The sequence below is a fragment of the Microbulbifer mixtoriginis (SeqCode) genome (assembly GCF_052467705.1).
The window spans coordinates 1,702,431-1,726,991 of record NZ_CP174322.1 but is presented as its reverse complement, the minus strand read 5'-3'; the positions used below and the strand labels follow the sequence as shown (position 1 = coordinate 1,726,991).

Below are 24,561 nucleotides of genomic sequence, written 5' to 3'. Positions count from 1 at the left end.
GTTGAAATTGTATTCATTTAATCATCTTGATTTAAGCATCACTCAATGTCAACCACTTGCCTGATAAAAACACCTCACCGGACTGCTCTTTGGTCACCTTCCCTCTAGGCATTGGAGATACCAGCCCAGAAACTAAGAAAAAACAACTACTAAAAACGGTGTCAGTAATTTCTTAGTTTGTGGCGCAATTTTGGCGACTTTATTGTACCTTTTACAATAAAGTCGCCGAGCTTGGAATCACGATTGATGCTGTTAAGAATTTTCTTATTGCGAGAAAGCTATTGTTTTGTCAACCAAGCAGCCATTAACAGATTTGGGCTCATTAAGTTTGTCAATAAGCCAACACTCTTCATAGATTGAACAATAACAGAGCTCTATACCTATAAATTTATCGGCTTCGTCAAATTTATCCAATTCTTTCCCTGTATAGGATAATGGCTTAACCGTATTTTGTGGTGACAGTATTCTATTGCTAATGTGGGATTGAGTAATACTAGGTAAATTTGGAATGTCATTCCAAAATTTGATAGGCTCAGTTTTGTATTGAACTATCCCATACTTAATTACAGCAGGACCATTCCCACTATTCGTTACACTATATTCAAAATGTGTGGTGTTTAAATTACGATGTATTTCCAACCTTGGCCAAACAGAAGCTCGAGCATAAGCACGATCTACATAAGCAGAATACATGCTAACTATAGCCGTAACGAAACTAATTAATAGAGCTGAGAAAGCAACAACCATCTCAGGTTTTTTGTACCATTTCACATTATCCATGCATTCATATTCCTAAACTTTGGCTCTATCAGCCACATAGCCAATTAACATTGCCAACAGGAGCAGCCAGACCATTTACGGTCAAAGCGGGCTGATCAACCAACTGGCTCCCTGCCAACCATTTTTAACTGGCTACAGCCTGGTAAATTTGCTGGGTAAAATAGCATATATTCCTTACCAGTTAACTATCTGATTAGCACTCCACAATGGAGCATCAGGCTTGTAGGACTTGTTGACTTAAAAGAAAGGCACTTGAATGAAACTGCACTAGCAGTTTGAAGGAAAACTCTCTGGGAAAATGTACTCAGGTAGAGATTGAAGCTTGCAGCAACTACAATCCTTCCAAAAATTGACCGCCACTATAACCGGCATTCTAAATACGCGCTATAGCGCAGCGGAAGCATACTTCAAAATATCTGATTCATTGCCTTGTTATACGGTGAGCTCTCTCTCCATTACAAGGACTTCTAAGCCGCAATAAGTAACTTTTTCTATTGGATTCCAACCCAAACAACTATAAAGACCGCCGTTTAGATGCTCCGTTTGGAGATAGAGCTTCGACACACCAAGCTGTTCTGCTAGTGAGATAATTCTGTCAATGATTGCTTCTGCGATTTTCTTTCCGCGATGGGACTTGGAAACATACACACCACCGAGCCAATGTTCCTTTTCTGGGTAAATAGTCATTTCACAATATTTCAACTGTGCCGCACCCAAGATTTCTCCTGAATCAACTGCTATAACGAGAAGTGGTATTTTATCGGTGTTTAGGTAGTCAGAAAGCGATTCTCGAGTTTTAGCCAGGCTATTGCTTTCCCTTAGGTAACCCCATTCCGTAAAATACCACTCCGCAACAATTGGTAACGCTTGTTTATTCTCGGCTAACAGTTGTAATTCCATCTCTCAACCTTTCGTTTGCAGCTTGCCACATAACATTCACATGCGGTGGGTGAAGCGTAGCATAAGCCGTTCGCCTGCGATAGCGGCGAACAACATGCCCTCGTTAGCTGATTTAACACCCACCATCACCACCCCCTCCATCTCCAAAACCTCCAGAATCACCACTGCTAAAGTGACCATCCGAGCTAGAGCCCTGAGTTACTCCAAACTTCACTATAAACCACAGTACACTAGAAATTAGGAAGCCCGTAAATACTAACGGAGCGAAGACTAAATTATGCAAATTTTCGGAAGTTAGATCTATCATGTGCCAAGCTCCAACTAGACCAAAAAATTTATTGTGAATGATTTCATTTACTCTCCTTGTATCACTTAACGCCCCGCAAAGGGACGAACAAATAAACGCAGTGTTTTGGCTGTCCCAGCGACCAAAGGGAGCGATTGCTGCGGATTGCTATGTGTTATATTTTACCCACGAAAGATACCTTCTGAGAATTTCCATTTGCCGGGCCATAAACCTTGAAAAATTAACTGCACTCCATAATATGAATGCGAGAAGCACAAGTAGTTAATAAATATGGAAGACTCAGGCAATAAAATTCCCCACAATATATACCAAAATCACAGCCGCAAATACAATCCCTGACGAATGGCTTCTTCGACAAAAGCTAAAGAACTGGCTTTCCTTATTTTCCATCAATAATGAGCCTTAATCCTTGAGCTGAATTAAAAGATCTCACATAAAGCTCATAATAAAGCCTGCGAGGCATCTCTAAGAACGAATCCACACCCGAATGTTCAATTTTAATCCAATGTAACACTCTTAATTTCCCTTAATTTTAATGTGACACCAAACGACGGCAAAAAACAAACACCACGCTTTATGGCTAGTTTAGAGTGGAACAGAAAACTAGTCCGACAACATGCATTGTTAAGTGGTTCACTCAAGTGCAAGGTCATTTGATTTACCGTAAGCACCACACAGGCAACACATTTCTGGATACTAAAACACTTGTAAGAATGGAATATGCCCTTCAATCTTTTTTAGATCGAAAGTAAAACATACTCAGTGCCTCTTTCTTTTAAATGAACTCTTTTTGAATATTCACCGAACCTATACTCAGAATTTTCAGGATAGTATTCTATAGTTGCTTCAGCTCCGTAATTTAAGCCCTCAGCATTCATAGGAATAGTCGCCTGGAATGTATTCGATGCAATCTTTTCTACTTTAATGAGCTTGTCAAACTCAGACCCCATTTTAGGAGCGGTACAAGCAAACGCCAAACTAGAAGCAACCAGACATACAAGAGTGATTAGAAATCGATTCATAGCTATTCACTTAACGTAAAGCCAACTTGCGCGGGTGTTCTGGTACGAAGCCGGTTAGCACAATAAAGTTATTACTTTAGCACTTAAATCAAAAAACCCCTCAAACCCCTTACGCCTGGTTCAACGCCTCGTTATGCGCCTTTCCACTACCGCACACAATACCATTGCCACTAGCGATCAGGGATATCACCAAAAAAACCTATTACACAAGATACTTTTCCTTGCCCATCTATTTCTGTTACATCAAACCCAGCCATAAGTAACTTGCCTTCCTGATGTATAGCCCAATGGTAGCGATGAAACCCATGCTGAGAATCTACTCCGCTAGTTCGAGAGTAAACCGCACCTGGAAGCTTTGATTTCACTTCATGGACATTTTTTTCAAATCCATCAATACCAGAGACATCAATGGACGGATCAACAAACCGGACATTGTTACTTAGGGCATTTTCAAGGTGATCGCGCACTTTGGTAGAGTCAGGCTCGTTCCATGCTGCCAGCATATGGTCGAGCGCTTCTGGATAGTCTGCCATGTTCTTTTCCGCAAATATCTAGTAAAGTTCAAAGTTCAAAGTTCAAAGTTCAAAGTTCAAAGTTCAAAGTTCAAAGTTCAAAGTTCAAAGTTCAAAGTTCAAAGTTCAAAAAATGTGATCGTATAACATTTTACTCAGCCGGCATAGGAAAGGTACCTCTCTGTGCTTGCGTAGCGTACAGCACAAAGCGCCCAGGGTGTAGGTGATCGGATACGGTAACTTGTTATGTACTGTGGATAGCCAATAATAAATCAAAAGCATTGCTTTCTTAGCTCCTTAAATAGTTCTTTGCCTTTTTCATTTAGCTTACCTTCATGCCGGCCACAAACTTCGATATAAGGTGAATTTATGTGTATTGCTTTAATAGCTCGCTGCCGAATTGCTTCTAATTTTGGGTTAGCAATCACACAGGCCTCAAAGTAATCCCAGCGCTTGTAGTCAACATCATCCTTGATCCATGACTCAAGAAGATTTGCAACCTCCTCAGGCTTCCACTCAACCGAACGCACCTTCCACTTCTTAAATAAGTAGAAGGCAATAACAGCCAAGCCACCTAAACCCAGCCAATATAAAATGCTCATAGTGATTTACGCATAACGCCTTGCTAAGGGGCAGCCGAAACGCAGTGTAGGCTGTCCCACGGAGCCCGTGTCTTTTGCGACCAGAGTGTACTTGAGCAACTTGTTATATGGCTCAATGCTCTGCAACCCCAAATTGAGACAAAATATTAGAAGGCAACGAAAACTTAACCTGGTCATTGTGTGTGGTTAGCTGCGTTTCACCCTCGAAAAGAGTTAGCGAAACTGAATATGTTTGGTTATTTTTAACGCCAGGTATTACTGGTGACTGCAACTGAAGCTCTAATGTGCCAGGCTCAATGGCTCCCTCAGCATAAACCGGTCTGCCATTTGGGATAGTGCTTTCGAAAACCGCTTTATAGGAAGTGGCAGATTCACTGGGCTTGAGCAAGGTATATATCATTGCGTACTTGACGCCTGCATTGCGCTCCATAAGAAAGCCGCCGCCTTCTGTTTTGACATATTCTGATACAGATGGTGCTGGCATATTGGAACCGCACGCCGACAAAACCAATACAAATAGTGAAGTTAGAAATATTCTCATTCGTTCTCCAATGGTGGTTTGGCCATATAACGCTGCTATCACTGGACAGCTGGCTGTAGTTGTAATTTATGTTAACGAAGCGGTAGCTTAGTGCATAAATTACAGCAAAAGACTGCTGTTCCGGTGCATAGCTTTGTTAAATGCTTTTCTTCTGCAGTTCAGCTAAATACAATTCAAACTGCTCTTCTGGTGCCGTACCATACACTTTCATAAATGCTTTACCAAAACTGGAACCAGACTCCAACTCTCTAATTAAAGCCTTACCACCCTTTGGGTGTAAATACTCATAAAACATTGACGCCTGGCGATAGTCCATGTGCTGCTGATACCACGCATCAGTTGATGCTTGATAGCTTAACGGCCACCTGGTTTTGTAAAATTCTCCGTGATCTCTAGTTAAAATAAACTTTCCCGACAACATCAAATCGGCGGCCTCTGTCTCTGGAACTTTACTAGCACCGCCACCATTAGAAGCATATGTAGCTAAACCGTCATGGTACCACTGCGGGATTCGCAATGCGCCAACAGTTGATATTTGTTGAAACAGATGCAGATGTGAGAGTTCGTGGATAAGCCATTTAGGGAAGTCTTTTTGCTTAAAAACATAAGGGGCCAAAAACAACCCCTTATCAGCGACTACAGCAAGAACACCTTTAAGTCCAGTGTATCTAGTAAAACATTTCGGACTGTTGCAAATATGGATGCGAACTAGACCCGTGAAAGCTTTACCGTGAACAAGCTCAATAGAATTTATACTTTTATCTAATACTTGGCTTGTAATAGCTGCTTCTTCTTGCATTCCATCCTTGTAAAGAATTCGAGTATCTTCTTTATATGATATGAAATCCGTAGCAACTGGAGATTCACCTTTTGATACATAAGAGTGTGTGGAATAGACGAAAAGTATCCCAAGACTAATTATGACGGGAAGTATCAATAAGCTGGCTATGACAAAAGGGGATCGAATTTTCATTTGCTTCCCTGAGCTAGATATATTTAACGCCCACAGCAACAGGCGAGCGTCAGCGAGTCCGCTTGCCTGTGTTTGTTATGTGATAGACATTCACGCTGGTGCATTAGTCTTTGGCTTGGAGAAAAACACAAATGGAATAGCCAAAGGCCCAAACAGGCAGCCCATTACCACCCAAAATGGAACATTAGCTTTTTTCTTTTTAGCTACGGAGTAACAAACTCCGGTACATATTATAAAAAATATGAGTACTGCATATATGGGGCTCATGGTTACAACTTCCTCTTAAAATCATAGGGTATGGAAAAAACGGTTCTTACGCGGAATATAGAAATTGTCGTAATTGAACGATAATACAACGCTTCTGGATCGACCAACTATCTCATGTCTTGGAACAAAACCAATGACTCTGGAATCAGCACTGTTATCCCTATTATCTCCAAGTGCTAAATAATAACCGATAGGAACTTCAACTGACTGAAAATTAGACAACGGAGAGCCGCGCTTACCGATACGGACAAGATACTCCACGCCTAACAAGTTTTCCTGTTTGTCTACCGTTGAAGCTGTGGAGGCAACTTCTTTATATGCAAGAGGCTCTCCATTTATGAATAAGGCATTGTCTCTCAAAGCAACAATATCACCAGGAACACCGACGACACGCTTAACTAGCCTTTTTTCCGACGCCTTTGAATCAAAAATAATAATATCTCCCCTGACAGGGTCAGAAAGCTTTAATAAGGAAATATTGGTGAAAGGTACTCGAACATCATAGGCTAGTTTATTAACGAGAATTCGATCACCTTCTACGATCGTTGGTTTCATTGAGCCAGTTGGAACCTCATTCCAATCGGCTACAGCACTGCGAAAAACACACATTAGGGCAATGAAGAGTAGAAATGATTTATTCTCCCTCCATGATTTTAGAACCCAACTTTTCATAGAATTACTCCTGAATTGAGCTTTGGTTTCACATAACGCCGAGCTAACCGGCAGCCAATGCGAAGTACGCTTTTGGCTGTCCGACGGAGGCCGCTTGCGGCCGGAGTGTAGTTGAGCATTTTGTTATGCATTTTACTCTGCTACCTGCACCATATCTTTGATTTCAGACTCAACCTCTGTGGCGTAACCGTACTGCCAAGCTGGAAACGGTGCCATGAAAAGAGCTACCCAGCCTTGCATTGATGTAACTTTAACCTGGCCAAGCACTTGAGGACCAGATGAAACGTTGTATGTGTTAATGCAATGAGTTGGGATAATGCCTAGTGTGAGTACGTACAACATTGGCTCAAAGCAATGATTGCCCTCTGGCCACTCATTTACTTTCGCTACCCTGACGGCCTCAGTAGGATTTTCAACCTTACTCAGATTACTTTCGGGGACAACCTTATAAGTTGCACATGCCGATAGTGCTAAGGCCAGTATGATGAGTGCTAATTTATTCATGATGCATAACGCCGGCCACAGCGGCTGCAGAGCCTGGCACGTAATTGCGAATGCAATTTAAGTGACAGGTTTTGCGGTCCGTTGCTGGCCCTTGTTCAATTCTTTATCTCGTAACTGTTCCAGAATTAGTTTTCCTTTATCTGTCCAGTCATAAATCATTTGGCTACCTCCACACCTGGAGATAAGCCTATGTTCTCTGATGTAAAAAATATACTTTGCTCCAGTTCTTACTCCTAGAGCACAGTTATGAAGACCTTCATATACATGGCCAGTTTCAGAATCGTCACCTTTGAATTGCTCAATGACTTGATACTTGATCCTAACCCGTTCTTTATCCCTTTCAGGGTCGTTTTCCAAAGAGGTTCCGACAATCTTCACATGAGCCACTTCTATAGAATCGGAGTACCACTTATCCATATCTCCTGGAACGCACTTACAAGCGAACGTGTAACTAGATACGAATAGCAGAAATATTGATATCAAATACTTCACGATCTTCCTTATAGAATTGAACGTTGCCAACAGGGGCAGCCGGAGCGTTTGCGTGCGAGGCACGCAGCGTAGGATATCCAGTCCAGACCTAAAGGGGATGGACGAGCCTGCTTGGTTTTGTTAAATAGCTGGCCTACAAACATGTCCCAGCCTGCTCTATTGTAGATTCAGTAACTACCCCTTTAGAGTCCGCCTTGAATGTGATGATATAGTGCCATTTACTACAGACGATACTATTAGCCTCACCAGAGTCAACAATCGTTAATGTATTTTCAGAAGGGTTAAAAATAGGCTCAAACGCTTTATATTTTACCATTAGATAACCAATTTTCGGCCTATTTGACTTGACATGTTCTATTTCTGTCTTCCAGTACACAACTCTTCTTGGCCCTTCATTACCAAGCTCACAAGAGCAAAGAAAAACCATCATTAACAGGATGTTTAAATATTTCATAAGCTATTTAACGCCCGCATTTGCGGCTGGTTTGGAGCGCAGCGGAAAACCAGTCCGACAACATGCGCTTGTTACGTTTTGATGCTTGTGACATCGTTAATACACTGAAAAATAATGGGCGGTTTACCTTTAAATTGCAGTTCGACCTCTGCCCCCCCCAGGAACCACCTTACCCTTACATTGCAAGATTTCAGAACCTTTAACACTGAGACGTTCAGCTAAATCAATTAATGGATAGCCAGTATCATTGCTTCTTGAAGCCAATTCATCTTCTAAGCCTTCATTATCTTGACGCCAGAACACAATGCCACAATCGAAGTACAGCCTAAACTAATGGCTATCGATTTTTAAATAGACCACATTAGCCGGCTCTTCGAGTACTCCGTCGTACCAGAATTCTTGCACAATCATCTCTTGGAGAGATTGATTTTCTATCTGCGGCCAGTGACCATTTACTTCGAACTCTTCCATATCTCAAGAAACGTAACGCCTAAAGCAGCGGCGCGCGTTAGCGCGTCCAGCCCGCAGGGCGATGCTGCCTTTGTATGGTTGTTCTTGTCCGATTCTGATGTTGAAAATCCTTTTCGCTAACGGGTAAATTGAGACCCACCTTCGGCGGCCACCGAAGGCCTTGTTTGTCACAGTTCGCTGCTGCGCTGGTTCATAAAGACCGATAACAAGTATGAACGTGACAGACACTCACTAGGCATAACTCGAATAGTCATGCGGGCCTCGAGCCCGAATAGCAAGGCGGAGATAGCTTATCTTATGGAACCTCAAGAGATCAATGTCGGTATCGATACCAGCAGTAAACAACTCGATATTTATGTGAGACCTACTGGCCAATTCTATAGTGTTACCAATGATAAAAATGGTATTAAGGATGCCATTAAACAACTACAACCTCTTAAACCTGAAAGAGTATTGATCGAGTCCACAGGAAGGCTAGAATTAGAATTTGTCTGTGCTGCTCATAAAGCGGGACTGCCGATAGTTGTTTGCAATCCTTCACAAGTAAGAAACTTTGCAAAGTCAGCGGGGCGGCTCGCAAAAACAGATAAGCTGGATGCAATTGATATCGCACATTTTGGTGAAGCAATGAAGCCAAGATTGTCATCGATCAAACCAGAAAAACTAAGAAATATCAGTGATTTGCTGACGGTCAGGAACCAGTGCTTAGAAATGAGCACAATGCAAAAGAATCGCCTCAAGAGAATGCCTAAGTCTGTTCACAAGCCCATTCAGGCTATCTTAAAGGCCATCAAAAAAGAGCTAGAAGGAGTCGATAAGCAACTTGATAAACTTGTTAACAGCGTTGCCGAGGGGCGACAAAAACGCGATCTCTTATTAAGCGCTAAAGGAGTCGGCAATGTACTGGCTTATACGCTAATGAGCGAACTTCCTGAGCTGGGCAAGCTGAACCGCAAAGAGATTGCGGCACTTGTGGGTATCGCCCCGATGAATCGTGATAGCGGCAGCTTCCAGGGTAAGCGCTATATTCGAGGTGGGCGACATCGTGTACGCACGGTTTTGTTTGTTTCTATGATGTCGGCAATACAATGCCACCCTAAATTAAAGCCAATGTATGAGCGCCTGGTCGCTGCTGGTAAACCAAAGAAAGTAGCCCTTATCGCATGTATGAGGAAGCAACTTACCATTCTAAATACGATGGTAAAAAACAACACTTACTGGGATGAGAAAATGGCTTAAATACTTGACAAAGGACCATAGTCACTTGTTAAGCATTTTTTACCCACTTTAGAAAGAGCTTTATCAGCTCGCTTAGTTTGTGAGCGCCACCATAACCAACAAACTTACCGCCTTCTAGTTTTTTAATAATCCAGTCGTTCCCACTCGCTTCGGCGTCATCACCTACACCGTAGGAAAAACCTTCATATTCCTTTTCTTCTATATCTGTATCGGTAATGTCTACCTTTAGAAACCAGCCTGGATTATCAAGAGTACCGATTTCAATGCCATAGGTATGTTCCCAGTCCTCATTGCACTGCGAAAAATACCATTCTTCAAGTTCTTTGATAGCTTTTCCATGTTTTTGATGCTTAACGCCTTGATCTGCGGCTGCAGCGAAACGGAGGTCCGGAGGAGGCAACGCAGTTGCCGGAACGAACAGCATCAATTTGTTATGTGTAACTATACACTTCACTTAGGGTTATAAATAGTATGGAATCTGGGCGCACCTTCACTGACATACGAAAATGTTAACCCGTAACTATCTCCGTATCTGCGTAGGATATGGACACACGTATCTATACACACCACATTCCCTTTAATCATGGGTTTTTCCAGCCCTTGATGACCTATGAATAACCATTTAACTCCTTCAACATTCCTTTCTTCGCCTGAAACGAACGCTCTACTCCAAGTTGCATGTTCAATCATTTCAGAATCGCTTGAACCAAGACCAGCTTTAAATTGATTCCAGTTTGCCCTTTCGGGCAAATACGCATGCGTTACACCAACAATTCCCGAGGTGTTTTTGATCTCTATAATCCAACTCAATAGCCTCATCAACTCTAAGCATTCATGCTTTTCGTCAATCGAGAGTGAATATCTCCAGTTATTCTCAATCGAACGTTTTGACGGATTGCCTTTAAGATATTCATACAGCATTCGCTCATGATTACCAGCAACCGCGAAAAACCACGGATTATGGAGAAGTCTCAGCGACTCCATGCTGCTTTGTCCGCGATCAACGAGATCCCCGACACTGAATACTCGGTCTTTATCAGGATCAAAGTTGAGCGAATCTAGGCCCCTCCAAAATGATTCGATAGATCCATGAATATCGCCAACAAAGTAATCTACACCAAGCTCGTTCTCGGCTAACACTAATGTCGATTCGTTCAAATTCATCTGATCGTGGAACTCACTTCCTTACACATAACGTCGCTATAATAAGCGCCTCTTTTTGGCGTCTTCGTTCATAGCTTTGTTAGCATCCCCTAATTCACTTAGCTGGCGACCTATTTCCTCGAGGTACACTTTCCCATACTTCCCACTTTCCAGCTCCTCGATCAAGAAACTCGGCAATCCAGCACAATACTCTTTACTACGGCTCGCAATACCCAAGCCAACGGCAGCAACCGTATCAACATCCCCGCTGAAAGCAACGCTATTTACAAGAACGTCTTTAAGAGATTCGGAGGTTCTCAAAACCGTTAGTAGCGCATGGACCGTTTCCTCAGCACAGCACGCCACTGGAGCAGACCAATTTTCTCGCCAATTATATTTGGTATATTGTGACACAAACTCCGTCAAATTTTCCTTTGCTCCCAAGTTATAAATGGCGTAGTGGGATGCCAAAGCGACCGCCTGAGAAGATTTACGGCCAATTTCTGTATCGTGAGTGAGTGACGCTTGCAGCTCAGCCATTTCTAACAGTTTAGTAATATTGTCGACATACCCCAACGGTGCTGATCTCATAGCCGCACCATTTCTAGTGCTTTGTGGTTTCATTTTTCTAAGAAATTCTTCACCACTACTAATTGAGTGCAAAAATGAGTAAAAACCTTTTGAATATCCTAAGCGCTCATCACGCTTGAAGCATTCAACGAACTTATTAGCCAAATTCTCTTTTGTCCAAGCTTCGTCGCTAATAATCAATTCTGCTATCGCAAGCGACATTTGAGTATCATCTGTATAGCAACCAGGAGCAATCCCTAGTTCATGCTCACAGTACTGAGATAAGTTATTGTATGTTTCAACTTTTTCTCTAGGGGAAAATTCAAACCCTGCTCCATAAGCATCGCCTATTCCGATTTCTAACAACATTTAAATCTCTCCCCATTAACCCAGTATCGACTATTGATTGCTAACGCCGCCAACAGAGGCCCGCGCTTGCGCGGGCCTCTGTTGCTTGGCCTGGTTAGAAGGCTACTTACGCTGCTGGAGTACAATTTTTTGTTCCTTGTCTTGTGCTTTTACCAGATAAGTATTTGTACCCCATCCTCCGGCCTGTAAATAGTCTTGCACTTTAAGATCGAAAGAAACTCTTTCTCCCGTATATGCTTGATCTTCCTTCACGCCTACAACAGGGGTCAAAATAACTTCCCCAGTATTTCCTTTGAAGTTTTCAGGATTACCAAGCCAGCGCTCACTAAGGAATACTGATTTTATATAAGGTTTCCACATTGGTTTGTTTTTGATAGTTCCTCTCAATCTGTACTCGATAACAGCCTTGGAATTAAATAAGTACAAGTTGGAGTATATTTCTTTGGTTTCTAATACGTCGATTACTAGGTCGTCTTGGTAGCCCCACCACCCAATTTTATACGTTATGGGTACATCAGATTTTGGTTCAGGTATTTTAGGCTCTAGCGCTTTAATCAGGAACCAGTATGTGACAGCAAGTATTGTTGCCACTACGCACGCTATAACGATCGTGATTTTGAGTTTTCTTGACATTCTCAAAGCCTTCTAACGCCCACCACAACCGCATTTATGGAGGTGCATGTTTTGTGTTATGAGCGTAGCGAACAAAAAACATGCACCAGAATAAATGTCGGATTGCTGGTGCTTGTTAAGTGTTGCGGAGAGCACTTGCTAGCTCCCCCAGTACTTTATAATCTTTGACACCCCACAATTTTTGCACTTCCAAGTTTCTTTGTACCTTCTTGGTCCCACATAAAATGACAGAGTAATTTTTGGCTTTATATTATTGCCAGCTGGATCTCTAATCTTTACAAGACTCATTTTCCCACCACACTGTTCACATGGTTTGCTGGTCTTTTTGTGAGCATATATTACGACACATAAAAAACAAACTAGAGCAACCAGTAAAAATGCCATTTCTTGTTCTGACATGACTAGCACTTTACAGTTAATTCAAAGGCAGCGTCTACATATCACCCTTCTATATAATTCTGCTGTCCTCAATCAAAGCCAACTTAAAAACCTAGTAAAGTCAAAGAACTACATTGAGTGTCAGAAAATAAAACAGGTAGATATATAGCAGCGTCTTTATAATTCCACGCTATCCCTGCTTTATATCACTTTTCACATCCGTTAAAAATCAACAAGTTATAGAATTTCCCCTAGAAATAGGAGCAGCGTCTTTTGAATTCTGGTATACGAAGCAGGGCTTAGCTATCAGTACTGTATTTCACCAACCTACTATGCACACATGTCCTAACTGGAAGGATGCACTACCAAGTAGAAAATTGGCTTTCTTAGTACACGGTCTTGAAGAGTCGGATACCTCTCTTGAAAAAATCAACAACAGTCTTTTTGGAGTAAAGAAAAGTGAAAGCCCTTACCTCAAAAGCAAAACATCCCGCTTCTCTATTAAAGTTCTCATAAAATCACAGGGTCGCTAATAGCCATCTCTCCAGCGCTTGATAAGCCATCCATAGTGGTTTGTCCTCCACTCTGCTATTCTGCGCCCCCTATAAAGAAGCTCTTCGAACTTTGGCCTGGACCTTTCTGTTCAGATCTACCCCGATTGCATGCTTCAAGAACATCAGGTTTGGGCTTGCCGTTCATTATTTGATCGAACGCTTCTGCTCATTAAGCCCCCAGGAAACCTGCCCCCTACCCCAATCTGAGCCGACCGCCACTCCTGCGGAGCTCTTGGGGTTTGCGAACACTTTTGTAACTTACTGATTTTCTTAGAGAAAAATGCCAAAAACCGCAAACAAGACTAAGGCCGCGAAACCCGAACACACCCCCATGATGCAGCAATACATGCGCATCAAGGCCCAGCATCCCCAAGAGCTGGTGTTCTATCGTATGGGGGACTTTTACGAGCTGTTCTTTGATGATGCCAAGAAGGCAGCTGAGCTGTTGGATGTCACTCTTACTGCGCGTGGCAAGTCCGGGGGTGAGCCTATACCCATGGCCGGTATTCCCTACCATGCAGCTGAGGGCTACTTGGCGCGGCTGATTAAAGCTGGTGTTTCCGTTGCCATCTGTGAACAAATCGGTGATCCCGCCACCAGCAAAGGGCCGGTTGAGCGCCAGGTAGTACGTATTGTTACTCCGGGCACGGTCACGGACGAGGCACTTCTCAACGATCGCCGCGATAACCTCCTGGCTGCTATTTCGCACTTGGGCGATGTATTTGGCCTGGCACTGCTGGACCTGGCAACCGGTCGTTTTGTGGTTCAGGAAACAGATTCTCTGGAAGCCCTGGCCGAGCAGGTTCAGCGCCATAACCCGGCTGAGCTACTCGCGCCAGAAGACCTCTCTTTGCCAGTGGAAATTGAACGCCGTGCCGGTGTACGCCGCCGTGCGCCTTGGGAGTTCGAGCTGGAAACCGCCCTGCGCCTGCTCAATCAACAATTTGGCACCATGAACCTGGAAGCCTTTGGTTGCAGTCATATGCACGGCGCCATAGTGGCCGCTGGCTGCCTGCTGCAATATGCACGGGATACCCAGCGCACTGAGCTGCCACACATTCGCGGCCTGCACACCGAAAGCGGCGATGAAACCGTGGCCCTGGATGGCGCCAGCCGTCGCAATCTGGAAATCGATCTGAACCTGAATGGCGGCGATGATAATACCCTGCTGTCGGTTCTCGACAGCTGTAAAACCGCCATGGGTAGTCGCCTGCTGCGCCGCTGGCTGAACAACCCGCTGCGCCAGCTCACTACCCTGCGCAACCGCCAGGATGCCATTGCTGCATTGATTGAAGAGTATGGTTTCGAGCCCCTGCGTGACGCCCTCAAACCCGTGGGTGATATGGAGCGCATTCTAGGCCGCCTGGCACTGCGTTCCGCACGCCCCCGCGACCTGGCAAGGCTGGGTCAGTCCCTGGCACAGTTCCCCGAAATCCAACATCAGCTAAATGAATCAAATGCCACTCTAATACGAGAGTTATGCGGTCAGATCGGTGAATGGCCTGAAACCGTTGAGTTGCTGCAAAAAGCGATTATTGAAAATCCGCCTGTCGTGATACGTGATGGCGGCGTAATCGCCACCGGCTACGATGAAGAGCTGGATGAGCTGCGCGCTATCAGTGAGAACGCAGGGGATTACCTGGTACAGCTGGAACTGCGCGAAAAAGAGCGCACCGGTATCCCCACATTGAAGGTGGGTTACAACCGGGTCCACGGCTACTTTATTGAAATCAGCCGTGGACAGAGTGACAAGGCACCGGCGGAATATATCCGCCGCCAAACCCTGAAGAATGCCGAACGCTTTATTACTCCCGAATTAAAAGAGTTCGAAGACAAGGCACTTTCAGCCAAAAGCCGCGCCCTGGCGCGAGAGAAGGCCCTCTATGAGGCGCTGATTAATCAACTGAATGAGTCTCTGGCTGAGCTGCAAGCCGCTGCGGCTGGTATTTCTGAATTGGATGTTCTGGCCTGCTTGGCTGAACGTGCCGACAACCTGCGCCTGTGCCGCCCTGAGCTGGGCACCGATCCTGGCCTGCATATCACCGGTGGACGTCACCCTGTGGTGGAACAGGTATTGGACGAACCCTTTGTCGCCAACGATATCGAGCTGCGCGACGATCGCCGTATGCTGGTCATTACCGGCCCGAATATGGGTGGTAAATCTACCTATATGCGCCAGACTGCGCTGATTGCCCTGCTGGCGCACTGCGGCAGCTATGTCCCAGCAGACAGCGCCCAGATCGGTCTGCTGGATCGCATCTTTACCCGTATCGGCAGTGCCGATGACCTGGCCGGTGGCCGCTCCACCTTTATGGTGGAAATGACCGAGACCGCTAATATCCTGCGCAATGCCAGTGAACACAGCCTGGTGCTGATGGATGAAATCGGCCGCGGCACCAGTACCTATGATGGTCTTTCCCTGGCCTGGGCCTGCGCTCATTACCTGGCCGGAGAAGTGCGCGCCTTCACCTTGTTCGCCACCCATTACTTCGAGCTGACCGATCTACCCAATCAATGTGCCGAAGCAGCCAACATCCACTTGGACGCCACGGAGCACGGTGAGGGCATCGTCTTCCTGCACCGCATTCAGGAGGGACCCGCATCCAAAAGTTACGGTTTGCAGGTGGCCAAGTTGGCGGGGATTCCCGCCGATGTACTCACAGAGGCCCGTACTCGCTTGGCGGCCTTGGAGGCCGGCGCCCAGTCAGTAGATGTACCCGTAGCGACTCCCGATTCCACTCAAGCACCTGAGCAGGCAACGGAAACGACTATAGCGCCAGTACTCTCAGCACCAACTCAATCTGATTCTCCCCAACAGGTCGATCTGTTCGGCAGTCCCAGCCACCCGGCAGTGGATGCGCTGGAGGAGCTGGACCCAGACGATTTGACCCCGCGCCAGGCCCTGGAAGCGCTCTATGCTTTACGCAAGTTATTGAAGTAAAAGGCCGGGCGGCAATTGTCGCCCAGTGCAACTTGTTATAAACAGTGAACTAAATCGACTGAAAAGCCACTACAATTCGCGCCAGTAATTGATAGAATCCGTGCACGAAAGAATCAGTGCACTATTGAGGGACAATCATGACATTCGTAATTGGGGAAAACTGCATTAAGTGCAAATACACCGACTGTGTAGAGGTTTGCCCGGTAGACTGTTTTTACGAAGGCCCTAACTTTCTAGTGATCCATCCCGACGAGTGTATCGACTGCGCCCTGTGCGAGCCGGAGTGCCCCGCCAATGCGATTTTCTCTGAGGACGAAGTACCCGATGATCAACAGGAATACATCGAGTTGAATGCCGAACTCGCCGAGGTTTGGCCAAATATCACCGAGAAAAAAGACCCGCTACCCGATGCCGAAGAGTGGGATGGCAAGAAAGGCAAGCTCGACCTTCTCGAGCGATAGCAAAGCACAAAAAGCCGTCTCTGACGGCTTTTTTCTTTTCTGGTCCAGATAAAATTGCCGCATTAAATGAGAATAATAATATTTACGGTATCGAGCATTTTCCTATGCCTGTCTCTGGCAGTACTGGCAGAACCCGAAGAGAAAAAACGTATTGCCCTGGCTTTTAGTGGCGGGCCTGTGCCGGGCATAACCGAATCTCTGTTACACCAGCTTGAAGCCCTGCAAATACCCGCAACTTTCTTTCTGGTTGGCAAGGATATGGAGCGTTATCCCAATCAAACACACGCCATAGTGCGTGCCGGCCACCAGGTGGGAAGTCACGGTTACTCCTATGTCGACTTGGCAAATCTACCTTTGAGTAGTGCCAAAGCAGAGATTAAAAAGACCTGTCTGCTTTTACAGCATCATGGCTATCGAGAAAAACCGGCGATCCTGCCCCCTTTTGGACGTATCTCTGAAGAGCTTGGCAGCCTTCTGGCTGCACAAAATTTCGAGTTGGCTCAATGGGACCTGGAGCCTCACCTGCATGTGGATATGAGCAGGCCCGAGCTCATCGCCGACTACATAGTTCAGAATGCCAAAGACGGCAGCGTGGTAATGCTGCACCCAATGTATGCGCATGGTAAGGAGGTGGCAGCAGCACTACCTCTCATCCATGCACAGACCACGAAACAAGGGTTTTACTTTGTTAGCCTGGATAAGGTCACAGATACTGGCGGTGATAGAAATTTGTAATTACCGACTCCATTCACTACCAATTAAGGGATTGGGAGTCTGCCCCCAAAGTTTTGCAACCGGTTCCCTCTATCTTAACTGGAGACCACTATGCTACGTTGGGCCATTATTTTCCTGGTTATTGCACTGATAGCCGCATTTTTCGGTTTCAGTGGTATCGCCACCACAGCGACAGAAATCGCTAAAATCCTCTTCTTCATCTTTATTGTGCTTTTTGTCCTGACATTGATTTTTGGCAGGGGCCGGCCACCCAAGTAGCACCCTTGCGCTATACAAGATTTAACCCCGGTAATTCACCGGGGTTATTTTTGGTGGGGCGTTCTGGTTGGTACCAGGTCCAGCACTTCTGCCAGGTGGTTGAAGCCCAGCACCAGCTCCATAACCCCCAAGGCTTCCAATAACTCATCATCCCCCGCTCCCAGCTTGCGTGCCTCAGCGATCAGGTGCTGCCGGTGATCGTCTGGGGATGTATTGGCGTTGCGAGCTAGGTCAAACAGTGCATGCTCCTTCTCGGAAAAGTGCACATTCTTTGGGTCTGTGCGAATACGCATGACTTCATCGGGGGTTACCCCGAGCATTTGCAGGGAGGTACTGTGGTGGTAAATGCCATAGTCGCAGTGATTATCCGCAGAGACCGCCAAGCCAATAGCCTCCTTCAGCTGGGCGGAAAGACAGCCGTGTAACATCACTGCCTTGAACTTCTGCCAATTAGCTAGCAGCAGTCCTTGGTGGTGGGCATAAATCCTAAACAGGCTGGGAATCCCACCCAGCTCATCCTGAATTTCTGCAAATACCCTGATGGCTTCATCTGAATCAGGGGTCTCCACTAAAGGAATGCTACTCATCGTTCACCTATCCGTTGTCAAACCGGCTCTGTCTAGTGGCAGAAATAACTTCCTGGCGCCATAAAACACTGTATATAATCACAGCATGAGAAAGATTATCCACTGCGACTGTGATTGTTTTTACGCTTCGGTCGAAATGCGAGACGATCCCAATCTTCGCGGGCGCCCACTAGCCGTAGGTGGTAGCAGTGACCGCCGCGGGGTAATCTCTACATGCAATTATGAAGCTCGCAGTTACGGCGTGCGCTCCGCCATGCCAACCGCCCAGGCCAAAAAACTCTGCCCTGACTTGATTGTAGTACCCGGCAACATGGCCAAATACCGTGAAGTCAGTCAGCAGATCCGCGAAATTTTCCTCGATTACTGTGACGATATTGAGCCCCTTTCGCTGGATGAGGCTTTTCTAGATGTCAGTAATAGTGGGCGCTGCCACGGTAGCGCTACATTAATGGCGGAGGAGATCCGCCAAAGAGTGAGAGAGACCCTTGGCATTACGATCTCAGCCGGCGTCGCCCCAAACAAGTTCCTGGCCAAGATCGCCAGTGACTGGCGTAAACCCGATGGACTCACGGTAATCACGCCAGAGGAAGTAGATCAATTCGTATTGCGTTTACCGGTGAACAAAATCCATGGTGTGGGCCGAGTAACAGCAGAGAAAATGCACCGCCAAGGAATTCACACCTGTGCCGACCTCAGGCGCTATTCCCAGGTGGAGTTGAGTAAAACCTTTGGGAAGTTTGGGCGCCGTCTCTATGAACTGAGCCGCGGCATCGACGATCGCCCAGTGAGTGGAGATGGCTCTCGCAAGAGTGTCAGTGTGGAGCGCACCTTTAACAAGGATCTCTGTGAGTTTAACGAATGGTTGGAGGAAATGACTCACCTGTATACGCGACTGCTGGAACGCCTGGAAAAACTCGGCGATCGTTATGAGGTAAATGGTGCCACCGTAAAGGTAAAATATGCTGACTTTTCCCAGAGTACTCATGAACGCAATAGTCGCGCAGGTCGAATTTCTGAATTTCGCCAGTTACTGCAGGAATGCTGGGATAAACGATCGACTCCCATTCGCCTGCTTGGCGTAGGTCTGAGGCTAACAGATCTGCGCGCCGAACACGGTCCCTTACAACTGCCTCTACCACTGCCGGATTTGCCGACACATCACTAACCGGGAGACTTCTCAAGCAAATTATTTTTTATAAATAGTTTGCCCTGCCCCCGCAGAACCGGTCGCATTTTTTCTGTCATATTTTCAAACAAAGCGAACATCGACAATTTTAAAGAAAACACTCTTTATTAAGAGAATTTTTGAGTCAAAAAAATTCATTGCGCGCCAATTACCCCTCAGAAAAAGGTTTAAAGCGCCAAACGACCGTTCATCAAGTTATGGCGTTACCCGTTACCCTCTGTAAGCCCTGGCTAAGCAGGGGCATCTATACTTCGCAGGCCAAGAGAACTTGGGCGGATCTAAAAGCAATAGGCACCCAAAGTTGTTCACTTGGATAAAAAATTTAATGTCTAAACCGACTACAATTTTTATGATCAACGACGCATAAATCCAGACCTAAGCCACCTCTGGCTTTCGGGTTCACTGCGTACGGAGGCACAACACTTTGTCTCGCAAAGCGTTCCAACAATTTTCTGATGAAAAACTGCTCGAGCATTACCGGGAGAAACGCAGTCTTGCTGTATTTGAGCCACTGTATAACCGCCACAAAGACGCTCTCTATCGCTACTGCGTACAAATGGCACCCTCTTCAACCACACAGTTGCTACAGGCCCTGTGGGAAAATATCTTACAGAACCCTCCGCAACTTCATGGCCGGCTATTTAGAAACTGGCTGTTTATTCAAGTCAACAAAGCTCTGCGGGAACACGTAGACAGCACTACACAATCTGAGGCATTAACCAGTGAGAGTAAGGTTGTCGCAGCTATTCAAAAACTCCCCAAGCTTCAGCGCAACGTATTGCTACTGCATATGGAGTGCAAACTCTCCCTGGCCTCAGTAGCGGATATAGAGCGTATTTCACTGAAAAAATGTCGAGAGTATTACCAGTTGGCTCGACAACAAATTGAAACCCTGATCTACGGATCTCAAGCAAAACCCTGGCAAGTGGAGGCCATAAAAGAGTGATTGAGGTAGAAGCATGAGTAACTGGGAGCACCAATACCGCGAAGAGGCGTCAGCTTTTACCTCACCGCAACAGTTAGACAGTGGAATCTTATTACAGGCAAAAGGCTATCAACCGAAAAAGGATATAGGCCGAATCTTATCCGGAGCCTCCCTGAGTTGTGCTTTGGTGACCGCTTTTTTAATGTTGGTACATCCGGCACAGCACCTTGGTGCCCGAACCCCCGCTATGACTCAGAATCATGAGATTCAACTAACCACTCAGGAAATTGCCCAGTGGCAACCTCCTCGGCCAGAACCTGAAGTAAAGGAAGACCCATGGCGAACATTACGCAGCCAGGTTAGTGCCGAAAACTATGTTGCTCTTTGCCAAGAATGGCGCCAACAACAAAATAATATTGCGGAACCGGTCTTACCCCGAGAACTGCGTAAGGCAGCGCAGAAACGCTGTCGGATTCTGCCATAGAAACAGTAGCTCTCTTACCAGTGTGCTACGTCTATTTCTACACTTAAGTATCAGTGTCGTTGCAGTGCAAAATGACACTTATAAACAATAAAGTTACAAAGAGTGAGCTGGCCGTAGTGGGCATCTATGGCGCGGGTGGCTCCAATGCCGGTGATAACCAAGCTTTGAGGGCTTGGGTTACCGAAATGGGCGGGGCCATGTTCGGTCCAACTGAAAAAAGTAAAGCCCGGGATTTTTTAGTGGAGGCATCTCTACAGCAGAAGCACTTATTACTGCTTGGCTACAGCCGTGGGGGAACCACGGCCATCAACCTGGCCAATTTACTCGGTCGCAAAGGTATATCCCTAAACCACCTGATAATCTTCGATGCACATAGTGTCTTCGATAATAGAATTTTTTATCTCAGATATGACAATGTTCAGCAAGCGATCAATTTTCTGCAGAGAAACCCCAGAAGCGCTGGTCGATATGGCTGGTGGGGAACAAATCCCTACTGGGGAAGCCCACTAGTCTCTAGCTTTATCAAAGTTCAAGAAATTGACTTTACCGGTGCATTCTTTAGAAGAGGGATGCCGGTTTCCCATTTAAACATCGTCCGTCAATCTCTTGCTTCGCTCTGACTTCTTAAACTCAAAGACAGCAATAAAAAGTAGCAACAAAAAATTCTTCATCCTTAAAACCCCAGACAGAGCAGAAGGATAACCTACTCATAAACCCCAGCAGTTTTCTTCAGCATAAGCAATAACTTAATTTCAGCCATCTACTCCCAAACTGGTTTCTTGGCTGCTTCTGGGTTCATATCAATAGATGGTTTACCCATGATTCACTTCGGGAAACAGTTAATTCATCGCTGAGTAATTTCTAATCTTCTTATAGAGTCTCTCCCAGCGCCTTTAAGACTTCCCATATTCTCTTTAGAAATCAATTTTTACTTTGAATATTCCCTTTAGAACACTATCTTCATTAATAACTTATTACATCGAAGACTCATATTCCTTTGCCCCCTTAGAAAAAAAGACAAAAACTCCATATCAAACAAAATATTGTCTTTAGCCTAATATATCTACATTACCCTATTAACCTCAGATATCCGCTAAGCAAGTGAAATCAATATGCCATCAAAAATATTATCGCATCTTAGCCTACTCCTGATCTGCTTCGCCTTCTCAAGCCACGCCAAAGAATTGAAAATTGCCATATCTCAGGATGCCCCCCCCTATGTCATCAATCAGGCGAAGAGTGGGTTAGAAGTCGATGTCATCACCCAGTCTCTTCCAGATTACACCATCTCATTTATCCAAATGGGCTGGGGGGAGATTCTTGGAGCAATAGAGCGAGGTATGGCAGAGGCCGAAGCGAACGTACACGGAACCAATGGAGACCTCTATTATTCAAATGACTATATAGCATTTATCAACTACGCAATCAGCCGAAAAAAAGATCAAATTAAAATCAATCAACTAAAGGATCTAGTAGGACACCACGTAATAACCTGGACAGGAGCACACAAGGATCTTGGGCCAGAATTTAGCAAGCTCTTCTCTCCTGGAAAGATAGGTGCAAAGAATTATGTAGAATTAGAAAGCTCTCAAGATCAGGTAAGGGAATTCTGGAGGGAAGACAACTCAATTATAATTATTGATAAAAGTATTTTTTCTTATTTCTCCTCTAAAGATGGCCACTCTATGAATGAGGTCGATATCCATACAATCGTTGTACCTGTTCTGACATTTAAAATGGCATTTAAAAACAAAGCAGACAGAGATGTCTTCAATCACGGTCTCAGACAGCTATGCAATAAAGGAATATACGAAGCTCTCCTAAAGCGATATAGCGTTGCACCAGAAGCCAACATCTGCAAAAACCTTTCGCAATAAGCTTGCTTTTAGGATTCTCCATCACGGACTGGTTTTCATCAACCAAAAAAATATCAGGTTGTGGGCTGTTAACACCTATCTGCCTCCTCCCTTGCTCGGCAATAAATCTTCAGGGGTGGCAGTGCAGGTATTAACAGCACCTATTTTGATTCACCTCAGCTATCAATAAGCCGATAAACCGCCATCCACAGCCAGTGCCTGGCCGGTAACATAAGTCATCTTCGGAGAGAGGAGCATTAACATAGCCGCTACTACTTCTTCCGGCTCACCAAGACGCTTCATCGGACAACCTTCGGCGAGAAAAGCCTGTACCTCTTCCGGGCTGGCCCCTGGGGCCTCCACAGAGGTCACCATTGGCGTCAGGCAATAGAATGGGCAAATGGCATTCACCCGAATACCGTACTTGGCGTTTTCCATTGCTGCAGTTTTGGTCAGCCCAATAACCCCATGCTTGGCGGCAGCATAGGAGGCAATTTTGGGTGCACCCCCCAGCCCAGCCATAGAGGAAACATTGAGAACCACACCGCCACGATCTTTCATTAATGGCAGCTGGTGTTTGAGACCGAAAAATACGCCCTTCAGGTTTACATTGTATTGATGGTCCATCATCGCTTCGTCAGTCTGCTTCAGGGACATCATCGGCGGAGCGATACCGGCATTATTAACCGCCATATTCAGGCCACCGAACTCAGACTCGGCCAGTCGCACCAGAGCGACACAATCCGCTTCAGAGGAAACATCGCAACGTTGAGCGCGCACCTGGATACCATCACTACCCAGGTCATCAGCGAGTTGCATCAGGCCCTCTTCATTAATATCTCCAAGTACCAAGCGCGCTCCGCGAGATCCCAACTCTTTAGACAGCAGTTTGCCAAAACCACTGGCGGCGCCGGTAATTAGGGCAACCTGGTTGTCGAAATCCAATATTGGATCTTGCATATTAAATTCCCCCACAGGAAGTCATTCCGCCATCCACCACTACGCATTCGCCCGTGGTGTAACTGGAGGCGTTGGAAACTAAGTAGAGTACTGTACCCGCCATCTCCTCAGGCTCAGCGTGACGGTGCATAGGGATATGGCCGATTGCGGTTTTATAAATATCCTCGTGGGTGAAGAGTGCCCCGGCAAACTTGGTTTTGGTCAGCCCAGGCAATAGGGCATTAACACGGATATTGAACTGGGCACACTCCTTGGCAAAGGCTTTGGTCATATTGACTACTGCCGCCTTGGTGATGGAATAGATTCCCTGCCCCACACCAGGCTGCAGGGCATTGACCGAGGCAGTATTCACAATCACACCACCACCCTGCTCACGCATCAACTTGCCCGCTTCCACAGACATAAAGAAATAGCCACGAATATTCACTTCAACCGTTTTTTCAAAAGCAGCGAGGTCGGTATCAAGGATATGACCAAAATAGGGGTTGGTAGCCGCATTGTTAATTAGGATATCCAGCCGCCCAAAGCGTTCACGGACATCAGAAAACATTTTCTGGATATCTTCCATATTGCCGATATGGCAAGGCACCGCTTCCGCTTTACCGTCGGCATCGACAATCGCATCGGCAACAGCCTGACAGCCTTCAATTTTTCGGCTGGATACCAGCACATGGGCGCCCTGCTCTGCCAAAAGTTTTGCAATTGCCTCACCAATACCCCGGCTAGCACCGGTTACCAGAGCAATTTTTCCGGTGAGATCAAAAAGATTCTTTACCATTTTTTTA

General features: G+C 45.7%; 30 protein-coding genes. 10 read left to right on the top strand and 20 right to left on the bottom strand.

Annotated elements, in window-relative coordinates:
* Positions 1 to 264 precede the first annotated feature (264 nt).
* The 13 genes from ACJJIB_RS07615 to ACJJIB_RS07555 form a co-directional block, all read right to left on the bottom strand.
* Complete coding sequence (locus ACJJIB_RS07615) at positions 265 to 780, bottom strand: hypothetical protein (RefSeq protein WP_444885620.1); 516 nt, start codon at positions 778 to 780, stop codon at positions 265 to 267.
* A gap of 432 nt (positions 781 to 1,212) precedes the next feature.
* Entirely contained in the window at positions 1,213 to 1,680 is a 468-nt protein-coding gene (locus tag ACJJIB_RS07610) for a GNAT family N-acetyltransferase (RefSeq protein WP_444888428.1), read from the bottom strand.
* A 36-nt stretch (positions 1,681 to 1,716) separates the two neighbouring features.
* A complete protein-coding gene (locus ACJJIB_RS07605) occupies positions 1,717 to 1,860 on the bottom strand; it encodes a hypothetical protein (protein WP_444885621.1) in 144 nt (47 codons plus the stop codon).
* An 864-nt stretch (positions 1,861 to 2,724) separates the two neighbouring features.
* Positions 2,725 to 3,009, bottom strand: a complete 285-nt coding sequence (locus ACJJIB_RS07600; protein WP_444885622.1) for a hypothetical protein — start codon at positions 3,007 to 3,009, stop codon at positions 2,725 to 2,727.
* 170 nt (positions 3,010 to 3,179) lie between these two features.
* Positions 3,180 to 3,542, bottom strand: coding sequence for a hypothetical protein (locus ACJJIB_RS07595; RefSeq protein ID WP_444888427.1), 363 nt, complete (start codon positions 3,540 to 3,542; stop codon positions 3,180 to 3,182).
* A 251-nt stretch (positions 3,543 to 3,793) separates the two neighbouring features.
* On the bottom strand, positions 3,794 to 4,123 hold the full coding sequence (locus ACJJIB_RS07590) for a hypothetical protein (RefSeq protein WP_444888426.1): 330 nt from the start codon (positions 4,121 to 4,123) through the stop codon (positions 3,794 to 3,796).
* A 112-nt stretch (positions 4,124 to 4,235) separates the two neighbouring features.
* Positions 4,236 to 4,664 carry a hypothetical protein gene (locus ACJJIB_RS07585; protein WP_444888425.1) on the bottom strand — a complete coding sequence of 143 codons (429 nt, stop codon included), beginning with the start codon at positions 4,662 to 4,664 and terminating at the stop codon, positions 4,236 to 4,238.
* 136 nt (positions 4,665 to 4,800) lie between these two features.
* Entirely contained in the window at positions 4,801 to 5,637 is an 837-nt protein-coding gene (locus ACJJIB_RS07580; RefSeq protein ID WP_444888424.1) for a hypothetical protein, read from the bottom strand.
* Between the two features lie 288 nt (positions 5,638 to 5,925).
* Positions 5,926 to 6,576 carry a signal peptidase I gene (lepB, locus tag ACJJIB_RS07575; protein ID WP_444888423.1) on the bottom strand — a complete coding sequence of 217 codons (651 nt, stop codon included), beginning with the start codon at positions 6,574 to 6,576 and terminating at the stop codon, positions 5,926 to 5,928.
* A gap of 132 nt (positions 6,577 to 6,708) precedes the next feature.
* Positions 6,709 to 7,080 (bottom strand): hypothetical protein, encoded by a 372-nt coding sequence (locus ACJJIB_RS07570; protein WP_444888422.1) that lies wholly within the window; start codon positions 7,078 to 7,080, stop codon positions 6,709 to 6,711.
* 57 nt (positions 7,081 to 7,137) lie between these two features.
* On the bottom strand, positions 7,138 to 7,497 hold the full coding sequence (locus ACJJIB_RS07565; RefSeq protein ID WP_252081942.1) for a netrin-like domain-containing protein: 360 nt from the start codon (positions 7,495 to 7,497) through the stop codon (positions 7,138 to 7,140).
* Between the two features lie 208 nt (positions 7,498 to 7,705).
* On the bottom strand, positions 7,706 to 8,026 hold the full coding sequence (locus ACJJIB_RS07560; RefSeq protein WP_444888421.1) for a hypothetical protein: 321 nt from the start codon (positions 8,024 to 8,026) through the stop codon (positions 7,706 to 7,708).
* Between the two features lie 330 nt (positions 8,027 to 8,356).
* Positions 8,357 to 8,497 (bottom strand): hypothetical protein, encoded by a 141-nt coding sequence (locus tag ACJJIB_RS07555; protein ID WP_444888420.1) that lies wholly within the window; start codon positions 8,495 to 8,497, stop codon positions 8,357 to 8,359.
* A 297-nt stretch (positions 8,498 to 8,794) separates the two neighbouring features.
* Here ACJJIB_RS07555 and ACJJIB_RS07550 point away from each other — a divergent pair, with 297 nt between their 5' ends.
* Positions 8,795 to 9,736, top strand: coding sequence for an IS110 family RNA-guided transposase (locus tag ACJJIB_RS07550; RefSeq protein ID WP_444888419.1), 942 nt, complete (start codon positions 8,795 to 8,797; stop codon positions 9,734 to 9,736).
* Positions 9,737 to 9,764: 28 nt separating this feature from the next.
* On the opposite strand, the gene ACJJIB_RS07545 is transcribed toward ACJJIB_RS07550, so the two are convergent.
* From ACJJIB_RS07545 to ACJJIB_RS07530, 4 genes are all read right to left on the bottom strand, one after another.
* The gene (locus ACJJIB_RS07545; protein ID WP_444888917.1) at positions 9,765 to 10,160 is read right to left on the bottom strand and encodes an immunity 53 family protein; all 396 of its coding nucleotides are present in this window, start codon (positions 10,158 to 10,160) and stop codon (positions 9,765 to 9,767) included.
* 26 nt (positions 10,161 to 10,186) lie between these two features.
* On the bottom strand, positions 10,187 to 10,900 hold the full coding sequence (locus ACJJIB_RS07540; protein ID WP_444888418.1) for a metallophosphoesterase: 714 nt from the start codon (positions 10,898 to 10,900) through the stop codon (positions 10,187 to 10,189).
* Between the two features lie 36 nt (positions 10,901 to 10,936).
* Positions 10,937 to 11,818: an ADP-ribosylglycohydrolase family protein gene (locus tag ACJJIB_RS07535; protein WP_444888417.1), complete on the bottom strand. Its 882-nt coding sequence runs from the start codon at positions 11,816 to 11,818 to the stop codon at positions 10,937 to 10,939.
* Between the two features lie 102 nt (positions 11,819 to 11,920).
* Positions 11,921 to 12,451: a hypothetical protein gene (locus tag ACJJIB_RS07530; protein WP_444888416.1), complete on the bottom strand. Its 531-nt coding sequence runs from the start codon at positions 12,449 to 12,451 to the stop codon at positions 11,921 to 11,923.
* 1,212 nt (positions 12,452 to 13,663) lie between these two features.
* On the opposite strand from ACJJIB_RS07530, the gene mutS reads away from it, so the two are divergent.
* From mutS to ACJJIB_RS07510, 4 genes are all read left to right on the top strand, one after another.
* Positions 13,664 to 16,324: a DNA mismatch repair protein MutS gene (gene mutS, locus ACJJIB_RS07525; RefSeq protein ID WP_444888415.1), complete on the top strand. Its 2,661-nt coding sequence runs from the start codon at positions 13,664 to 13,666 to the stop codon at positions 16,322 to 16,324.
* 137 nt (positions 16,325 to 16,461) lie between these two features.
* On the top strand, positions 16,462 to 16,785 hold the full coding sequence (gene fdxA, locus ACJJIB_RS07520) for a ferredoxin FdxA (protein WP_252085117.1): 324 nt from the start codon (positions 16,462 to 16,464) through the stop codon (positions 16,783 to 16,785).
* 66 nt (positions 16,786 to 16,851) lie between these two features.
* The gene (locus tag ACJJIB_RS07515) at positions 16,852 to 17,520 is read left to right on the top strand and encodes a polysaccharide deacetylase family protein (RefSeq protein ID WP_444888414.1); all 669 of its coding nucleotides are present in this window, start codon (positions 16,852 to 16,854) and stop codon (positions 17,518 to 17,520) included.
* 90 nt (positions 17,521 to 17,610) lie between these two features.
* Entirely contained in the window at positions 17,611 to 17,778 is a 168-nt protein-coding gene (locus ACJJIB_RS07510; RefSeq protein WP_252085115.1) for a DUF1328 domain-containing protein, read from the top strand.
* Positions 17,779 to 17,822: 44 nt separating this feature from the next.
* Here the strand turns inward: ACJJIB_RS07510 and ACJJIB_RS07505 are convergent, their stop codons facing one another.
* Complete coding sequence (locus tag ACJJIB_RS07505; RefSeq protein WP_252085114.1) at positions 17,823 to 18,365, bottom strand: carboxymuconolactone decarboxylase family protein; 543 nt, start codon at positions 18,363 to 18,365, stop codon at positions 17,823 to 17,825.
* Between the two features lie 85 nt (positions 18,366 to 18,450).
* On the opposite strand from ACJJIB_RS07505, the gene dinB reads away from it, so the two are divergent.
* The 5 genes from dinB to ACJJIB_RS07480 all read left to right on the top strand — a co-directional run bounded on the left by dinB (position 18,451) and on the right by ACJJIB_RS07480 (position 22,837).
* Positions 18,451 to 19,530, top strand: coding sequence for a DNA polymerase IV (dinB, locus tag ACJJIB_RS07500; protein ID WP_252085113.1), 1,080 nt, complete (start codon positions 18,451 to 18,453; stop codon positions 19,528 to 19,530).
* A 445-nt stretch (positions 19,531 to 19,975) separates the two neighbouring features.
* Entirely contained in the window at positions 19,976 to 20,497 is a 522-nt protein-coding gene (locus ACJJIB_RS07495) for an RNA polymerase sigma factor (protein WP_252085112.1), read from the top strand.
* 13 nt (positions 20,498 to 20,510) lie between these two features.
* Entirely contained in the window at positions 20,511 to 20,960 is a 450-nt protein-coding gene (locus ACJJIB_RS07490; RefSeq protein ID WP_444888413.1) for a hypothetical protein, read from the top strand.
* A 71-nt stretch (positions 20,961 to 21,031) separates the two neighbouring features.
* On the top strand, positions 21,032 to 21,580 hold the full coding sequence (locus tag ACJJIB_RS07485) for a hypothetical protein (protein WP_444888412.1): 549 nt from the start codon (positions 21,032 to 21,034) through the stop codon (positions 21,578 to 21,580).
* 492 nt (positions 21,581 to 22,072) lie between these two features.
* Positions 22,073 to 22,837: a transporter substrate-binding domain-containing protein gene (locus ACJJIB_RS07480; protein ID WP_444888411.1), complete on the top strand. Its 765-nt coding sequence runs from the start codon at positions 22,073 to 22,075 to the stop codon at positions 22,835 to 22,837.
* Between the two features lie 162 nt (positions 22,838 to 22,999).
* Here the strand turns inward: ACJJIB_RS07480 and ACJJIB_RS07475 are convergent, their stop codons facing one another.
* Together ACJJIB_RS07475 and ACJJIB_RS07470 are read right to left on the bottom strand one after the other, a co-directional pair.
* The gene (locus tag ACJJIB_RS07475) at positions 23,000 to 23,776 is read right to left on the bottom strand and encodes an SDR family NAD(P)-dependent oxidoreductase (RefSeq protein WP_444888410.1); all 777 of its coding nucleotides are present in this window, start codon (positions 23,774 to 23,776) and stop codon (positions 23,000 to 23,002) included.
* 1 nt (position 23,777) lies between these two features.
* Entirely contained in the window at positions 23,778 to 24,554 is a 777-nt protein-coding gene (locus ACJJIB_RS07470) for an SDR family oxidoreductase (protein ID WP_444888409.1), read from the bottom strand.
* Positions 24,555 to 24,561: the final 7 nt, after the last annotated feature.

Coding starts and splice junctions, on each gene's coding strand:
- ACJJIB_RS07475 (WP_444888410.1), bottom strand. CDS start 23,776: ATGCAAGATCCAATATTGGATTTCGACAACCAGGTTGCCCTAATTACC.
- ACJJIB_RS07555 (WP_444888420.1), bottom strand. CDS start 8,497: ATGGAAGAGTTCGAAGTAAATGGTCACTGGCCGCAGATAGAAAATCAA.
- ACJJIB_RS07560 (WP_444888421.1), bottom strand. CDS start 8,026: ATGAAATATTTAAACATCCTGTTAATGATGGTTTTTCTTTGCTCTTGT.
- fdxA (WP_252085117.1), top strand. CDS start 16,462: ATGACATTCGTAATTGGGGAAAACTGCATTAAGTGCAAATACACCGAC.
- ACJJIB_RS07550 (WP_444888419.1), top strand. CDS start 8,795: ATGGAACCTCAAGAGATCAATGTCGGTATCGATACCAGCAGTAAACAA.
- ACJJIB_RS07540 (WP_444888418.1), bottom strand. CDS start 10,900: ATGAATTTGAACGAATCGACATTAGTGTTAGCCGAGAACGAGCTTGGT.
- ACJJIB_RS07545 (WP_444888917.1), bottom strand. CDS start 10,160: ATGCTGTTCGTTCCGGCAACTGCGTTGCCTCCTCCGGACCTCCGTTTC.
- ACJJIB_RS07610 (WP_444888428.1), bottom strand. CDS start 1,680: ATGGAATTACAACTGTTAGCCGAGAATAAACAAGCGTTACCAATTGTT.
- ACJJIB_RS07480 (WP_444888411.1), top strand. CDS start 22,073: ATGCCATCAAAAATATTATCGCATCTTAGCCTACTCCTGATCTGCTTC.
- ACJJIB_RS07505 (WP_252085114.1), bottom strand. CDS start 18,365: ATGAGTAGCATTCCTTTAGTGGAGACCCCTGATTCAGATGAAGCCATC.
- ACJJIB_RS07600 (WP_444885622.1), bottom strand. CDS start 3,009: ATGAATCGATTTCTAATCACTCTTGTATGTCTGGTTGCTTCTAGTTTG.
- ACJJIB_RS07595 (WP_444888427.1), bottom strand. CDS start 3,542: ATGGCAGACTATCCAGAAGCGCTCGACCATATGCTGGCAGCATGGAAC.
- ACJJIB_RS07485 (WP_444888412.1), top strand. CDS start 21,032: ATGACACTTATAAACAATAAAGTTACAAAGAGTGAGCTGGCCGTAGTG.
- ACJJIB_RS07580 (WP_444888424.1), bottom strand. CDS start 5,637: ATGAAAATTCGATCCCCTTTTGTCATAGCCAGCTTATTGATACTTCCC.
- ACJJIB_RS07605 (WP_444885621.1), bottom strand. CDS start 1,860: ATGGTCACTTTAGCAGTGGTGATTCTGGAGGTTTTGGAGATGGAGGGG.
- ACJJIB_RS07615 (WP_444885620.1), bottom strand. CDS start 780: ATGGATAATGTGAAATGGTACAAAAAACCTGAGATGGTTGTTGCTTTC.
- lepB (WP_444888423.1), bottom strand. CDS start 6,576: ATGAAAAGTTGGGTTCTAAAATCATGGAGGGAGAATAAATCATTTCTA.
- ACJJIB_RS07510 (WP_252085115.1), top strand. CDS start 17,611: ATGCTACGTTGGGCCATTATTTTCCTGGTTATTGCACTGATAGCCGCA.
- ACJJIB_RS07490 (WP_444888413.1), top strand. CDS start 20,511: ATGAGTAACTGGGAGCACCAATACCGCGAAGAGGCGTCAGCTTTTACC.
- ACJJIB_RS07565 (WP_252081942.1), bottom strand. CDS start 7,497: ATGGATAAGTGGTACTCCGATTCTATAGAAGTGGCTCATGTGAAGATT.
- ACJJIB_RS07470 (WP_444888409.1), bottom strand. CDS start 24,554: ATGGTAAAGAATCTTTTTGATCTCACCGGAAAAATTGCTCTGGTAACC.
- mutS (WP_444888415.1), top strand. CDS start 13,664: ATGCCAAAAACCGCAAACAAGACTAAGGCCGCGAAACCCGAACACACC.
- ACJJIB_RS07585 (WP_444888425.1), bottom strand. CDS start 4,664: ATGAGAATATTTCTAACTTCACTATTTGTATTGGTTTTGTCGGCGTGC.
- dinB (WP_252085113.1), top strand. CDS start 18,451: ATGAGAAAGATTATCCACTGCGACTGTGATTGTTTTTACGCTTCGGTC.
- ACJJIB_RS07570 (WP_444888422.1), bottom strand. CDS start 7,080: ATGAATAAATTAGCACTCATCATACTGGCCTTAGCACTATCGGCATGT.
- ACJJIB_RS07590 (WP_444888426.1), bottom strand. CDS start 4,123: ATGAGCATTTTATATTGGCTGGGTTTAGGTGGCTTGGCTGTTATTGCC.
- ACJJIB_RS07530 (WP_444888416.1), bottom strand. CDS start 12,451: ATGTCAAGAAAACTCAAAATCACGATCGTTATAGCGTGCGTAGTGGCA.
- ACJJIB_RS07515 (WP_444888414.1), top strand. CDS start 16,852: ATGAGAATAATAATATTTACGGTATCGAGCATTTTCCTATGCCTGTCT.
- ACJJIB_RS07535 (WP_444888417.1), bottom strand. CDS start 11,818: ATGTTGTTAGAAATCGGAATAGGCGATGCTTATGGAGCAGGGTTTGAA.